The 13,167-nt window shown below is 61.6% G+C and carries 16 protein-coding genes; 3 read left to right on the top strand and 13 right to left on the bottom strand.

What is annotated here, in order from left to right:
- Positions 1–30 precede the first annotated feature (30 nt).
- The 10 genes from NF676_RS08280 to ccmA all read right to left on the bottom strand — a co-directional run bounded on the left by NF676_RS08280 (position 31) and on the right by ccmA (position 7,427).
- Positions 31–435 (bottom strand): hypothetical protein, encoded by a 405-nt coding sequence (locus NF676_RS08280; RefSeq protein ID WP_016771039.1) that lies wholly within the window; start codon positions 433–435, stop codon positions 31–33.
- Positions 436–460: 25 nt separating this feature from the next.
- The gene (gene ccmI / locus NF676_RS08275; protein WP_252887514.1) at positions 461–1,660 is read right to left on the bottom strand and encodes a c-type cytochrome biogenesis protein CcmI; all 1,200 of its coding nucleotides are present in this window, start codon (positions 1,658–1,660) and stop codon (positions 461–463) included.
- A complete protein-coding gene (locus NF676_RS08270; RefSeq protein WP_252869016.1) occupies positions 1,657–2,127 on the bottom strand; it encodes a cytochrome c-type biogenesis protein in 471 nt (156 codons plus the stop codon). The genes ccmI and NF676_RS08270 overlap by 4 nt, the downstream gene beginning before the upstream one ends.
- A complete protein-coding gene (locus NF676_RS08265; RefSeq protein ID WP_024012128.1) occupies positions 2,124–2,660 on the bottom strand; it encodes a DsbE family thiol:disulfide interchange protein in 537 nt (178 codons plus the stop codon). Before NF676_RS08265 ends, NF676_RS08270 begins: the two co-directional genes overlap by 4 nt.
- Complete coding sequence (locus tag NF676_RS08260) at positions 2,657–4,645, bottom strand: heme lyase CcmF/NrfE family subunit (protein ID WP_056783848.1); 1,989 nt, start codon at positions 4,643–4,645, stop codon at positions 2,657–2,659. Before NF676_RS08260 ends, NF676_RS08265 begins: the two co-directional genes overlap by 4 nt.
- A 3-nt stretch (positions 4,646–4,648) precedes the next feature.
- The gene (ccmE, locus tag NF676_RS08255) at positions 4,649–5,104 is read right to left on the bottom strand and encodes a cytochrome c maturation protein CcmE (RefSeq protein ID WP_056783845.1); all 456 of its coding nucleotides are present in this window, start codon (positions 5,102–5,104) and stop codon (positions 4,649–4,651) included.
- Positions 5,101–5,277, bottom strand: coding sequence for a heme exporter protein CcmD (gene ccmD, locus NF676_RS08250; protein ID WP_016771045.1), 177 nt, complete (start codon positions 5,275–5,277; stop codon positions 5,101–5,103). The genes ccmE and ccmD overlap by 4 nt, the downstream gene beginning before the upstream one ends.
- Positions 5,274–6,029, bottom strand: a complete 756-nt coding sequence (locus NF676_RS08245) for a heme ABC transporter permease (protein ID WP_056786756.1) — start codon at positions 6,027–6,029, stop codon at positions 5,274–5,276. Before NF676_RS08245 ends, ccmD begins: the two co-directional genes overlap by 4 nt.
- A 97-nt stretch (positions 6,030–6,126) precedes the next feature.
- The gene (gene ccmB, locus NF676_RS08240; protein ID WP_039763615.1) at positions 6,127–6,795 is read right to left on the bottom strand and encodes a heme exporter protein CcmB; all 669 of its coding nucleotides are present in this window, start codon (positions 6,793–6,795) and stop codon (positions 6,127–6,129) included.
- The gene (ccmA, locus tag NF676_RS08235; RefSeq protein WP_041479623.1) at positions 6,792–7,427 is read right to left on the bottom strand and encodes a cytochrome c biogenesis heme-transporting ATPase CcmA; all 636 of its coding nucleotides are present in this window, start codon (positions 7,425–7,427) and stop codon (positions 6,792–6,794) included. The genes ccmB and ccmA overlap by 4 nt, the downstream gene beginning before the upstream one ends.
- A 197-nt stretch (positions 7,428–7,624) precedes the next feature.
- On the opposite strand from ccmA, the gene fliK reads away from it, so the two are divergent.
- The 3 genes from fliK (at position 7,625) to NF676_RS08220 (ending at position 11,072) form a co-directional block, all read left to right on the top strand.
- On the top strand, positions 7,625–9,199 hold the full coding sequence (gene fliK, locus NF676_RS08230) for a flagellar hook-length control protein FliK (protein WP_252887513.1): 1,575 nt from the start codon (positions 7,625–7,627) through the stop codon (positions 9,197–9,199).
- Positions 9,196–9,525 carry an EscU/YscU/HrcU family type III secretion system export apparatus switch protein gene (locus NF676_RS08225; RefSeq protein WP_041479625.1) on the top strand — a complete coding sequence of 110 codons (330 nt, stop codon included), beginning with the start codon at positions 9,196–9,198 and terminating at the stop codon, positions 9,523–9,525. The genes fliK and NF676_RS08225 overlap by 4 nt, the downstream gene beginning before the upstream one ends.
- A 152-nt stretch (positions 9,526–9,677) precedes the next feature.
- Complete coding sequence (locus NF676_RS08220) at positions 9,678–11,072, top strand: RCC1 domain-containing protein (protein WP_252887512.1); 1,395 nt, start codon at positions 9,678–9,680, stop codon at positions 11,070–11,072.
- A 149-nt stretch (positions 11,073–11,221) separates the two neighbouring features.
- Here the strand turns inward: NF676_RS08220 and NF676_RS08215 are convergent, their stop codons facing one another.
- From NF676_RS08215 to NF676_RS08205, 3 genes are all read right to left on the bottom strand, one after another.
- Positions 11,222–11,617: a DUF2802 domain-containing protein gene (locus tag NF676_RS08215; RefSeq protein WP_016771049.1), complete on the bottom strand. Its 396-nt coding sequence runs from the start codon at positions 11,615–11,617 to the stop codon at positions 11,222–11,224.
- 1 nt (position 11,618) lies between these two features.
- Positions 11,619–12,104, bottom strand: coding sequence for a chemotaxis protein CheW (locus NF676_RS08210; protein WP_095180727.1), 486 nt, complete (start codon positions 12,102–12,104; stop codon positions 11,619–11,621).
- A 90-nt stretch (positions 12,105–12,194) separates the two neighbouring features.
- Positions 12,195–13,148, bottom strand: coding sequence for a CheW domain-containing protein (locus NF676_RS08205; RefSeq protein ID WP_095180726.1), 954 nt, complete (start codon positions 13,146–13,148; stop codon positions 12,195–12,197).
- Positions 13,149–13,167 lie beyond the last annotated feature (19 nt).

Here is a 13,167-nt window from a genome sequence, read left to right as displayed (position 1 = left end):
AAAACGGCGATCCCAGGATCGCCGTTTCTCTTACTGCCCGAACTTCTTGCCCAACCCCGGCGGGACGCCGTGGATGTTGGTGTCTTCCCACGGGCCGTTGGGGCTGACCGAGCGGCTCCAGCCGTTGTTCCAGCGGTAGTAGGTGCGCTGGCGGTAGAAGGTGTTGGTCTGGTCGTCGAGCACGTAGACGCCGAGCTTCTGGTCCCAGTGGCTGTTGCCGCCCGGTGGCGGGGCGAAGCTGGCCGAGGTGCGTGGCACGGGCTTGGCGGGTTTGGCCGGGATGCTCTTGCCGGGGCTCGGCGAGGTCGACGGGGTCGGGCTTGGCTGCGAGGGCGGGATTGGCGGCAGGCTGGTGGTCGGTTCCGGGCGTTGTACCGCACATGCACTCAAGCCCAGGGCCAGTGTGAGGACTGTGATGCGGGCGATGGTGTGCATGGCGGTGCTTTCCTGTTGGGTCCGGTTACTTGTCCGGGCTGTCGATAGTCAGTTTTTGTGGCGCGGTGGTGTTGCTGGCCACTGGGCCGCTGCGACCGATCCACTCACCGGCAGTCGGTTGACCGGCTCGTGAGATGCGCGCAACCAGTTGGACTTCAGGGAAGTTGGACAGTTTCAACTGCGGCATCATCGCGTCGGCATCGCCCAGTTCGACGGTTACCGGCAGGTCGGCGACGGTCAGGCGTTTGGCCGCCAGCGGCGCCGGTGGGCCAGAAGTGGCGCGGGCGAAGATGAACACGCTGTCGCCCGGTTGCACCTTGCTCTTGAGTTCGCTGGCCAGATCAACGCTGACTGTCAGCAATGCCGCTTTCGGCGCCGGTGCCTGGGCAACTTTGCCGCCGCTGGCTTTCAAGCGTTCGGCGGCACGCTCGATGCCGCCTTGCAGCGCAGCGCGAGAGTTGTCATCCGGCGGCAGTTGCGCGAGCAGGCGATTCCAGTAGTCGATGGCCTCCTGATAACGCTCGCCTTCGAACGCGGCGATGCCGAGCAGGCCGAGGCTGGTAACTTCCTTCGGATCGGCCTTCAGCGCTTCGTCGGTCAATTTCTGAATCTGCTCCGACCACTTTTTACCGTCAGCAAAATACTGCGCCTGCGCCCACTGGCCGAGCAGTTCCGGCTGGCGACCGGCGAGGTTGGCGGCGCGTTCGAACATCTTCGCCGCGTCTGCCGGACGGTCTTGAGCCATGTAGGTACGGCCGAGGAAATACAGGCCTTCAGCGGAATCCGGTTGCGCGGCAACCGCACGCTCCAGACGCTGGGTCATCTCTTCCATCGACTGTGGTGCCTGAGCGAATTCGCGGGTCAGTTCGACCTTGTCGGCGGCGCCGAAATGCAGGTACAGACCGAGACCCAGCACCGGTACCAACACGGCGGCCAGCAGCGGCAACGGCTTGCCCAGGCGGGAGACACGCGGTGCGGTGACGCCTTCGGTGTCCGCGAGCAATTCACGCGCGGCTTCTGCGCGGCCGCTGTCCAGTTGCGCGGCGTCGAGCACGCCTTCGGCCTGCTGCGCTTGCAGCTCGGCAACCCGTTCCTGGTACAGCGCGACGTTCAACGCGGTGCGATCTTCTTCCCGCTGAGCGCGGCGTTCGCGCAGTACCGGGATCAGCAGAAAACTCAGGGCGACCAGAAGCAACAGCCCTGCGGCAAGCCAGAAATCAATCATTCTTGGTTTTTATCCAACAGTTGGTCGAGGCGCTGACGTTCTTCGGCAGACAGCGATGACGGCGTTTCGGCGCGTTGCCCGCGACGCCTGCGCACGATCAGCGCGATCACCACGAAACCACCGAGCAGCAGAGCGGCCGGGCCGAACCACAGCAGCGCAGTCTTGGCATTGAGCGCCGGTTTGTAGCGGACGAAATCACCGTAGCGATCGACCATGAAGTCGATGATCTGCTGATTGTCCTTGCCCTCGCCGAGCATGCGGAAAATCTCTTTGCGCAGGTCGGCGGCAATCGGTGCGTTGGAGTCGGCGATGTCCTGGTTCTGGCATTTGGGGCAGCGCAGTTCCTTGGTCAGCTCGCGGAAACGCTCGCGGTCGCCCTCTTTGGCAAATTCGTAGGTGTCGATGGCCGCATGGGCGACACCGGCCAGGCTCAAACCCAACACGACCGCAGCGAGAAAACGCTTCATGGCTTGGCCTCATCGACCAGCGCCTGATACTTGGCCGCGAGTTTTTCGCGCCAGACCTGCTCGTCGATCACCCCGACGAACTTGTCGCGGATGATGCCTTTGGCGTCGATAAAGAAGGTTTCCGGCGCGCCGTAGACACCGAGGTTGAGGCCCAGCGAACCCTCGTCGTCACGAATATCCAGCGCATACGGATTGTGGAACTCGGCCAGCCATTTCAAGGCGTCGGCATTGGTGTCCTTGTAGTTGATGCCGTAGATCACCACGCCGCGCTCGGCAAGTTTGTTCAGCACCGGATGCTCGACCCGGCAGGAAATGCACCAGGTGCCCCAGACATTGACCAGCGCCGGTTTGCCGAGGATGTCGGCCTTGGTCAGCGTCTTGTCACCCTGCACACTCGGCAGGGAAAACTCCGGGAACGGCTTGTCGATCATCGCCGACGGCAGCTCCGCCGGATCCAGGTACAAGCCGCGATAGAGAAACACCGCCACCAGCAGAAAAATCGCCAACGGCAACAACATCAACCAACGCCTCATGCCGCCGCTCCCGTCATGCCCAGCGCTTCGCGCACTTTGCTTTTCACCTTGACCCGATAACGCCGATCCAGCGCCGCCAGCAAACCACCCAATCCGGTGAGCAAGCCGCCGAACCAGATCCAGCGCACGAACGGTTTGACGTGTACGCGCACGGCCCAGGCGCCGTTATCCAGCGGCTCGCCGAGGGCGACGTAGAGATCGCGAGTGAAACCGGCATCGATCCCGGCTTCGGTCATCACCGAGTTCTGCACGGTGTACAGACGTTTTTCCGGGTGCAGCACGCTGATTTCCTCGCCGTCACGAATGACGCGGATGGTGCCTTTGTCGGAGGTAAAATTCGGCCCCTCGAAATGCTTGGCGCCCTCGAAGACGAATTGATAGCCGGCCAGATCCATCGACTCGCCCGGTGCCAGACGCAGGTCGCGTTCGGCACTGTTCTGACTCGACAACACCACGCCCAGCGCGCACACGGCGATGCCGAGGTGGGCGATCTGCATGCCCCAATAGCTGCGGGTCAGCGTCGGCAAACCTTTGATCAGGCCTTTGTGCCGAGTCTTGTCGAACAGATCGCGCACACCGGCAAGCAACACCCACGCCGCCAGCAGGAACGTCGCGATCACTGCCCAGTTGAAATCGCCATAAGCCACGCCGGCCACCACGGCCAATGCGACGCTGCCGAGCAGCACCGGAGTGAGCATGCTCGCCAGCCATTTCACTGGCGTGTCCTTCCAGCGCACGATCACGCCGATCGCCATGACCAGCATCAGCAACGCCATCAACGGAATGAACAACGCATTGAAGTAAGGCGGGCCGACCGACAGCTTGGCGCCACTGATGGCATCAAGAATCAGCGGATACAAGGTCCCAAGGAGGATCATCGATGCAGCGACAACCAACACCAGGTTGTTGCCCAGCAGCAAGGTTTCCCGTGACCAAAGATTGAACCCGACCTGACTTTTCACCACTGGCGCGCGCAGGGCGAAAAGGGTCAGCGAACCGCCCACCACGAACAGCAGGAAAATCAGGATGAACACGCCGCGCTCGGGATCCGAAGCGAAGGCATGCACCGAAGTCAGCACGCCTGAACGTACGAGGAAAGTGCCGAGCAGGCTCAACGAGAACGCGGCGATCGCCAGCAACACCGTCCAGCTCTTGAACACGCCGCGTTTCTCGGTGACCGCCAGCGAGTGAATCAACGCGGTGCCGACCAGCCATGGCATGAACGAGGCGTTTTCCACCGGGTCCCAGAACCACCAGCCGCCCCAGCCGAGTTCGTAATACGCCCACCACGAACCGAGGGTGATGCCGATGCCGAGGAAGGCCCAGGCGACGATGGTCCATGGCCGCGACCAGCGCGCCCATGCCGCATCGAGACGGCCGCCGAGCAGCGCGGCGATGGCAAATGCGAAGGCCACCGAGAAACCGACGTAACCCATGTACAGCATCGGCGGATGCACGATCAGGCCAATGTCCTGCAGCAAAGGATTGAGGTCGCGACCGTCGGCGGGAATCTGCGGCAGGATCCGCGAAAACGGGTTCGAGGTAAGAATCAGGAACAGCAGGAAACCGGTGCTGATCATGCCCATCACCGCCAGTACCCGGGCGAGCATGACTTGTGGCAACTGCCGGGAGAACACCGACACGGCGAAGGTCCAGCCGCCGAGGATCAACGCCCACAGCAGCAGCGAACCTTCGTGGGCACCCCACACTGCGCTGAATTTGTAGTACCACGGCAGCGCGCTGTTGGAGTTCATCGCAACGTAGCCGACCGAGAAATCGTCGGTCATGAACGCGTAGGTCAGGCAGCCAAAGGCAAACAGCAGAAAGGCAAACTGGCCCCACGCCGCCGGTTGCGCCAGGCTCATCCACAAGCGGTCACCGCGCCACGCGCCGAGCATCGGCACCAGCGCTTGGACCAGTGCAAAACACAGGGCGAGGATCATCGCCAGATGGCCCAGCTCGGGAATAAACAGTGCAGCAGCCATCGATCAACCCTCCTTCACAGGCGTCGGTGCGGATTGACCGCTGTCCTTGAGCGCTTTGGTCACTTCCGGCGGCATGTACTTCTCGTCGTGCTTGGCCAGCACTTCATCGGCGACCACCACGCCATCGGCGTTGAGCTTGCCGAGGGCGACGATGCCCTGCCCTTCGCGGAACAGATCCGGGAGGATGCCGCGATAGGCGATGGTCACGGATTTGTTGAAATCGGTGACGACGAATTTGACGTCCAGCGAATCCTTGGAGCGTTGCAGCGAACCGGCCTCGACCATGCCGCCGGCGCGGATGCGCGTGTCCTGCGGCGCATCGCCGTTGGCGATCTGCGTCGGCGTGTAAAACAGATTGATGTTTTCCTGCAACGCGCTCAGGGCCAGGCCGACAGCAGCGCCCACTCCGACCAGAATCGCCAGAATGATGATCAGACGTTTTTTGCGCAGCGCATTCACTTGCCGTTCTCCCGGCGCAGACGACGCGCCTCTTGTTGCAGATAACGCTTACGCGCCGCAATCGGCGCCACTACGTTGAGGGCCAGCACCGCCAGGCAGATGCCGTAGGCCGACCAGACATACAGGCCGTGATGGCCCATGGCGAGAAAATCGCCGAATGAAGCAAAACTCATCGCACCGCCTCCAGACTCTGCTGCACTTCGGCCTTCACCCAACTGGCGCGGGCCTCGCGCTTGAGCACTTCCAGCCGCATGCGCAGCAACAGCACGGCGCCGAAGAAGCAGTAGAAACCCAGCACTGTCAGCAGCAGCGGCAGCCACATTTCCGCGGGCATCGCCGGTTTTTCCGTGAGGGTGAACGTCGCGCCCTGGTGCAGGGTGTTCCACCACTCCACCGAGTATTTGATGATCGGAATGTTGATCACGCCAACGATCGCCAGCACCGCGCAGGCCTTGGCGGCGCTGTCGCGGTTGCTGATGGCATTGCCCAGCGCGATCACACCGAAATACAGAAACAGCAGAATCAGCATCGAGGTCAGGCGCGCATCCCACACCCACCACGAGCCCCAGGTCGGCTTGCCCCAGATGGCCCCGGTGACCAGCGCCACGGCGGTCATCCACGCACCGATTGGTGCGGCGCATTGCAGGGCGACGTCGGCCAGTTTCATCTTCCACACCAGCCCGACTACGCCGCACACCGCGAGCATTACGTAGATCGACTGGGCGAGCATCGCCGCTGGCACGTGGATATAGATGATGCGAAAGCTGTTGCCTTGCTGGTAATCCGGCGGCGCGAAGGCCAGGCCCCAGACCACGCCAACGCCGATCAGCAGCAACGCTGCAATGCTCAACCACGGCAGGAACTTGCCGCTGATGCCGTAGAACCACTTGGGCGAGCCGAGCTTGTGAAACCAGGTCCAGTTCATACTGTTTCCATCACGGTTGCCGCTCATCATCGCGAGCTGGCAGAGGGTCATGCCTTTCTTCTTGAAGAAGTGGTCAATTTTTGACCAGGCCTCATTATTATTCGCCGACGCTGATCTTCAGGCCAGCGGCTATTGCAAAGGGTGTCAGGGTGATCGCCAGCGCTGTGAGGCTGGCCATCCACAACAGGTAGCCGGTCGCCGGCATGCCTTGCAGCGCCGCTTGCAACGCGCCGCTGCCAAGGATCAACACCGGGATGTACAACGGCAGAATCAGCAGCGCCAGCAACAGCCCGCCGCGCTTCAGGCCGACCGTCAGCGCCGCACCGACTGCGCCGAGCAGGCTCAACACCGGCGTGCCCAACAGCAACGACAGCAGCAGCACCGGCAGGCACGCAGCCGGCAAACCGAGCATCAGCGCCAGCAACGGCGATAGCAGCACCAGTGCCAGACCGGAGAACAGCCAGTGTGCCAGCACCTTGGCCAGGACCAGAAGCGGCAGCGGGTGCGACGAAAGGACCCACTGTTCCAGCGAGCCGTCTTCGAAGTCACTGCGAAACAATCCGTCCAGCGAAAGCAGGACCGACAACAACGCCGCCACCCAGACTAACCCCGGGGACAGGTTTTGCAAGACTTGAGTTTCCGGGCCGACGGCCAGCGGGAAAAGGGCAATGACGATGGCAAAGAAAATCAGCGGATTGGCCAGCTCCGCCGGGCGGCGGAACAGCAGGCGCGATTCGCGGGCAAGCAGCAGGCCGAAGACACTCATACCGCCCATTTCCCCAGATCGATGTCGCGATAACCGGCCGGCATTCGGCTCAGGGTGTGGTGGGTGGTCAGCACCACCAGACCGCCGCGTTCGCAGTGGCCGGCCAGATGCTCTTCCAACTGAGCGACACCCTGCTTGTCCAGCGCGGTGAACGGTTCGTCGAGAATCCACAACGGCGGGCTGTCCAGATACAACCGCGCCAGCGCCACGCGGCGCTGTTGGCCGGCGGAAAGACTGTGGCAGGGAACGTCTTCGAAACCGCGCAATCCTACCGCTGCCAACGCCTGCCAGATCGCCTCGCGTTCGGCGGGATGATGCAGGGCGCACAGCCACGACAGGTTTTCTTCGGGAGTGAGCAGATCCTTGATCCCGGCGGCGTGGCCGATCCACAACAGGTTTCGCGCCAGTTCGCTGCGTTGCTCGGCCAGCGGCTGACCGTTGAGCAGCACCTGGCCGTCGGTGGGTTGCATCAAACCGGCGAGCAGACGTAAAAGACTGGTCTTGCCGCTGCCGTTGGGGCCGCTGATCTGCACCATGTCGCCACTGGCCAGGCGCAATTCGAGGTTTTCGAAAAGCAGCCTGAGATCGCGTTCACACGCCAGGGCAACGGTTTGCAGGACAGGACTGGTCAAGGGATCACGGGCCTTATACGGTTCAAGTCGGCTCTAGAGCGGCCGTTAAAGAGATGCAGCATAGATGCTTTGATCGCTCGATCTGGCGAGCTGGATCAAACAATTGCCAGGTTTTTTGAACGAAGCGCACGACGCGCGGCATTATACATGCCGTGCCTTACTCTCAAGAGCGCAATTTCCTCAGGTTGTGTCCGCGTATGACAGGCGAAATGAACATCCTCCCGCTGCCGCCCACCGTGCCGGCGAGCGCTCGCCCGCAGACGGGTGAACTGCTCAAGCTGCTGACACCGGTCGAAGGCTTGATCGGCGCGGGACAAAGCGCCAAGGCCGAGGTGTTGTCGCTCAAGCAGGCCGATCAGACCTTTGAATTGCTGTTGAAAGTGACCCTCGACAGCGGCCGTCAGACCACCGTTCAGGCCAGCAGCAACCTGCCGTTGCCACAGGGCACCAACCTGGCGATCACTCAGCCATCGGCCGGTAATCTGGCGATCACCGTACAGCAAGCGATCGCCAGCAGCGTCGCCACCCTCACCCGCATCGATACCGCGCAATTGCCCGCCGGCACCTTGCTGCAAGGCAAAGTCGTGACCTCGCAGGCCCTGCCGCAGACGCCGGGGCAAGCGGCGGTGTTTCGCTCGATGGTCACCCTGCTCAACACCGCATTGAGCGGCAGCACTTTGACCGTCGACAGCCCGCAACCGCTGCGCATCGGCACCTTGTTGTCGGCGCAGGTGCAGGATGCGCAAACCCTCAAATTCGTGCCGCTGAGCAGCCGTCAGGAGCAACTGGCGGTCAGTCAGCAATTGCTCGGTCAGCAAAGTCGTCAGGGCTCGCTCGATGGCCTGCTGAAGATGTTGCAGAACCTGCCGCCATCCAGCGATCAGACTTCGGCCGATCTGCGCGCGGTGGTCGACAAGCTGCTTGCCAGCCTGCCGGACCTGCAGCAAATGAGCACCGCCAAGGGCGTGGCGCTGGCATTGGCCAACAGCGGCGCATTCCTCGAAGCGAAATTGCTCGGCGGACAAAACCCGACTCTCGCCCCGGACATGAAAGCCGACCTGCTCAAACTGATCGCGCAACTGACCCCGGGCCTGCCGAGCAACACCAATTTTAATGCGATCATTGCCGCCAATACCCTGGCGCAAGCGCTGCCGAGTTTCGTCCGGAACGCCCTCGGCACCCTCGGCCAGGTCAGCGCCAAACCGGTGCCCAGCAGCTTCCCGTTGCCCGAACGACTGCTGGCGAAACTCGAAGGCGAAGGTGATCTCGAACAACTGCTGCGCCTCGCCGCCGCTGCGGTGTCGCGTCTGCAGAGCCACCAGCTGTCGAGCCTGGAGCAGACAGGCGTCACCGACGATGGCCGCCTGCTCAGCACCTGGCAACTGGAAATCCCCATGCGCAATTTGCAAGACATCGTGCCGTTGCAGGTCAAGTTTCAGCGTGAAGAAGCGCCGGAGCGCGAACCGCAGCCGCACGAACGCCGCGATGAACGCGAAGCCAAACAGCAATTGTGGCGCGTCGATCTGGCCTTCGATCTGGAACCGCTCGGGCCGATGCAGATTCAGGCGCAACTGATCGCCGGCAGCCTGTCCAGCCAGCTGTGGGCTGAGCGGCCGTACACCGCCGACCTGATCGAAAACAATCTGTTTGCCTTGCGCCAGCGCTTTCTCGATTCCGGGCTCAACGTCGGCGACCTCGACTGCCACCACGGCACCCCGCCGCAAGGCAACCAAACCCGCCTCGAACACCGCTGGGTCGACGAAACCGCATGAACGATTCCACTGCTCCACGCCAGGCTATCGCCCTCAAATACGACGGCAACCACGCCCCGACGCTCACCGCCAAGGGCGACGAGGAACTGGCCGAAGAAATCCTGCGCATCGCCCGCGATTACGAAGTGCCGATCTACGAGAACGCCGAGCTGGTGCGCCTGCTGGCGCGGATGGAACTGGGCGACAGCATTCCCGAAGAGCTCTATCGCACCATCGCCGAGATCATCGCGTTTGCCTGGAACCTGAAGGGCAAATTCCCCGAAGGACAAGACCCGAACGCGCCGATGGTCGAGAAGGACATCACCGCGCGCGGGGATGACTACTGAGCCGCAGTCGCAGTCTCTTCTGCGCCCTGCCATATACCGTTTGTCGCTACTGTCAGGTCTGACAGTAGCGCATGCCCGATCCCGCAGCGCTTGATTACGGACCAGACCTGACCAGGTTGCCCGCAGGTCCACAATCTTGAGGGATTGATTCCATGCCAAACGAGAAAGATGAATTGCCCCTGAAGATAAACGCTGAAGGCGGACTGCTGGTCATGGGCGCACGCGGCAATCGGGGTGGTCTTGGCAACTTCTACACGCGCAGCTGGCGACTTGTAGCGCTGGACGCCTCAACGCTCAAACCGTTGAACGTCATGTGGCAGTATGTTGGAGACAAGCAGTCAGCCACTGGTAGCGAATTTTTCGATGTCCGGCCTTATGAGGAACTGGTCGTCTGGTCGGGCAAGAAACGGATAACCCTGAACCCGTCAAACATTATCGGTACATCATTCGCCCTGTGCGCTGTTTTGGACAGCCGGGCAGTCCATGCATGGGGTCACGTCGATGGCGGCGGCACTTTGCCGGAACCGGTAAGAGAAGCGCACGACGTCGTAGAGTTGTCGGCGGGGATGAGAGCCTTTGCGATTCGGCGCGCGCAAGGCAATGTCCTCGCTTGGGGACTTCAGCCCAGCGGGACCGTCCCCGAAGATATCGCACAGCTGAATACGGTTGTCGCGGTGTCGGGAAGCACTTATGTTTTCGTAGCCCTTCTTGAATCGCGCAAGCTTGTCGCATGGGGCATGCCCGAGATGGGAGGCGCACTTCCGCCCGAAATCGCCGATTTGACCGATATCATGCAAGCGTCGGGTGGCCAGTATGGTTTCGCCGCGCTGCGCAGCACTGGCAACGTCGTCTGTTGGGGCTATCATGACCATTCAGCGCAGTTGCCGGACGATATCGCGTTGCTCACCGACATAACCAGACTGGCTTGCTCGACTCATGCTTTCGCAGTACTGAGCGGCAATGGCCAAGTGCGCGCATGGGGGCATGAATCGCTTGGAGGCCAAGTGCCGTCGGACATCGCAGCGCTTAGAGATATCGTCGACCTGGCCAGTAACAGCTCAGCCTTTGCAGCACGCAGAAGCAATGGCGCACTGGTCGTATGGGGACATATGCCGGCCATGCCAGAAGAGATTGCCAGTCGCAACGACATCGTCCACGTCATAGGCTCCGGATCCGGATTTGTCGTGCTGTGCGGGGATGGCTCAGTGCACGCTTGGGCTACCCTCCCCAGCGATATCGTTAACATTCCGCCACACATTCGCCAGTTGAGAGACATTGTCGCCATTAATGCCAACCAAGACGCGGTCGTAGCATTGCGCAGCAACGGCGTGGCAGTTGCGTGGGGAAGAGAGAACGGCGGCGGCGATACCAGCGCAGTTGCCCATTTGCTCACTGACGTTCGTGCTGTGTACGGAGGAGGCGATACCTTCGTGGCACTCAGGGCAGATCGTCGGGTAGTGGCTTGGGGCAACGCCGACTTCGGCGGTAACGGTGAGCAGAAAGCCCTGTATCAACTGATCAGTTACACAAAAACTCCGGCGAGCTGATCCGGACAACTGCGGATCGCTATGCCTGCGATGCAATCGAGAAAAAAGATCGCAGCCTTCGACAGCGCTTACACGGGATTTATGCAGGCGCTGCCTCCGATGCGATCTTTTGATCTTGCTTGAAGCTTGAAGCTTGAAGCTTGAAGCCCCTAGCTGCCCTTGTGCAACTTGCGCATCAACTCCGCCTCAGCCTGGGTCAACCCGCACGACTGAGTCAGTTCATCGACGCTGGCGCCCATGCCCACCAGTTTCGCCGCCTGGGCGAATGACAGGCTCGATGGGTCGCGTTGTTCCAGTGCAACGATCTTGTCCGGCAACGGGCTTACCACCGCGCGCAACTCGTGCAGGGCTTCGCCCATGCGCACGTTGCCGTTCTGGTAGTCGTCGACGCGTTTGGCCAGTTCCTTGATGCGCTGATCACGCAGCGCATCGCCTTGGGCCTGCTGCGCAGCGATCACTCGCTGCGCCTTGATGTACGAGACGAACATCGCCAGCGTGCCGGCCCAGAACAGGAACAGAACAATTACCGCAACCTCGAGAATCAAATCAGATGCTCTCCAGTTCCGACCATTCTTCTTCGCTCATCATCTTGTCCAGCTCGACCAGAATCAGCAGTTCGTTGTTCTTGTTGCACACGCCCTGAATGAACTTGGCCGATTCTTCGTTACCGACGTTCGGCGCGGTTTCGATTTCCGACTGACGCAGGTAAACCACTTCGGCCACGCTGTCGACCATGATGCCGACGACTTGCTTGTCGGCTTCGATGATGACGATACGGGTGTTGTCGCTGATCTCGCCGCTGTGCAGGCCGAAGCGCTGACGGGTGTCGATCACGGTGACCACGTTACCGCGCAGGTTGATGATGCCCAGCACGTAGCTCGGTGCACCCGGCACCGGCGCGATCTCGGTGTAGCGCAGCACTTCCTGCACGCGCATCACGTTGATGCCGTAGGTTTCGTTATCCAGTTTGAAGGTCACCCATTGCAGGATCGGATCTTCAGAACCTTTTGCATTCGACGCCTGATTACTCATACCCTGACCCCTCGAAAAAACCGCCCCGGGCGGTGTGTGTTCTGTGTGGTGGCATTGGAAAATGCCATCGCCTGATTGTTATGTCGGCTGCTATGTCGGTTTATGTAGCGGCTTGTTGCCACTCAAGTGCTTTGCCCCGCCGCTGGCGATCAACTCGGCCAGTGCGGATACGTCAAGCAATGCACACATGTGCTCGATCACGGTGCCGGCGAGCCATGGCCGCTGACCCCGGTGACTTCTCCATTTGATTTCATTCGGGTCAAGGCGCAACGAGCGGCTGACCTGATGCACCGCCAGCCCCCACTCGTAACCTTGTACCGAAATCACGTATTGCAGGCCCTGCCGGAAGTCATCGCGGTAACGGTCCGGCATGACCCAGCGCGCGGTGTCCAAAACTTTCAGGTTGCCAGCCTGGCTCGGCAGAATGCCGAGGAACCACTCCGGCTGACCAAACAGCGGCGTCAGCTCGTGGCCGGCCAGCGAATAGATCGAGCCGAGGCACACCAGCGGCACCGCCAGGGTCAGCCCGGCAACGTCGAACAGCAAGCATTCGAAAGCATCGGCAGCCCAGGCCGGACGGCCATCGGGCTCGACCGGTGGCGGCGGGTTGTTCGGTGGCAGATGCACTTCGACCAGCGGCGAGACCAGCACCTTCGGCTCCACAATCTGCGGCGCGGGTTCTGGCTCCGGCTCGGGTTCCGGCACGGTCAATAATTGCGTTTGCAGCAGCGGCGCCAAGGTCGACAGCGGCGCACGCGGTTCGTCGATCAGCGCGACTGGCGCTTTGGCCACGGGGGCAGCAGCGGGCGCGGTAATCGGAGCGACGGATTTCTGCGCGTCGCGGGCCTGTTCTTCCAGCACCGCGGCCTGGAACTCGTCCATGGCCTCGGTGCTTTCCACCACTTCAGGCTGCGCCTGTTCGGCGACTGGCGGCGGCGCTTCGACCGGCGCAGGCAAGTCCTCGGGCAGGTCGAGCAACAGGTCTTCCAGATAGGACTGCAAGGCCTGTTGCGGACGAGAAGTCAGCTTCACCGGCCGGTTCATGCGCGACTCCCTGTAGGAG

Origin of the sequence: Pseudomonas siliginis (assembly GCF_024072275.1) — a bacterium.
In the GTDB taxonomy this organism is placed as follows: Bacteria; Pseudomonadota; Gammaproteobacteria; order Pseudomonadales; family Pseudomonadaceae; genus Aquipseudomonas; species Aquipseudomonas siliginis.
Note: the sequence above shows the minus strand (reverse complement) of the source record. Positions and strands in the feature narration are given on the sequence as shown.

Coding starts and splice junctions, on each gene's coding strand:
- NF676_RS08210 (WP_095180727.1), bottom strand. CDS start 12,104: ATGAGTAATCAGGCGTCGAATGCAAAAGGTTCTGAAGATCCGATCCTG.
- NF676_RS08205 (WP_095180726.1), bottom strand. CDS start 13,148: ATGAACCGGCCGGTGAAGCTGACTTCTCGTCCGCAACAGGCCTTGCAG.
- ccmD (WP_016771045.1), bottom strand. CDS start 5,277: ATGAGTTTTGCTTCATTCGGCGATTTTCTCGCCATGGGCCATCACGGC.
- NF676_RS08260 (WP_056783848.1), bottom strand. CDS start 4,645: ATGGCTGCTGCACTGTTTATTCCCGAGCTGGGCCATCTGGCGATGATC.
- NF676_RS08225 (WP_041479625.1), top strand. CDS start 9,196: ATGAACGATTCCACTGCTCCACGCCAGGCTATCGCCCTCAAATACGAC.
- ccmI (WP_252887514.1), bottom strand. CDS start 1,660: ATGATTGATTTCTGGCTTGCCGCAGGGCTGTTGCTTCTGGTCGCCCTG.
- NF676_RS08265 (WP_024012128.1), bottom strand. CDS start 2,660: ATGAGGCGTTGGTTGATGTTGTTGCCGTTGGCGATTTTTCTGCTGGTG.
- ccmB (WP_039763615.1), bottom strand. CDS start 6,795: ATGAGTGTCTTCGGCCTGCTGCTTGCCCGCGAATCGCGCCTGCTGTTC.
- fliK (WP_252887513.1), top strand. CDS start 7,625: ATGACAGGCGAAATGAACATCCTCCCGCTGCCGCCCACCGTGCCGGCG.
- NF676_RS08270 (WP_252869016.1), bottom strand. CDS start 2,127: ATGAAGCGTTTTCTCGCTGCGGTCGTGTTGGGTTTGAGCCTGGCCGGT.
- NF676_RS08220 (WP_252887512.1), top strand. CDS start 9,678: ATGCCAAACGAGAAAGATGAATTGCCCCTGAAGATAAACGCTGAAGGC.
- NF676_RS08280 (WP_016771039.1), bottom strand. CDS start 435: ATGCACACCATCGCCCGCATCACAGTCCTCACACTGGCCCTGGGCTTG.
- NF676_RS08245 (WP_056786756.1), bottom strand. CDS start 6,029: ATGAACTGGACCTGGTTTCACAAGCTCGGCTCGCCCAAGTGGTTCTAC.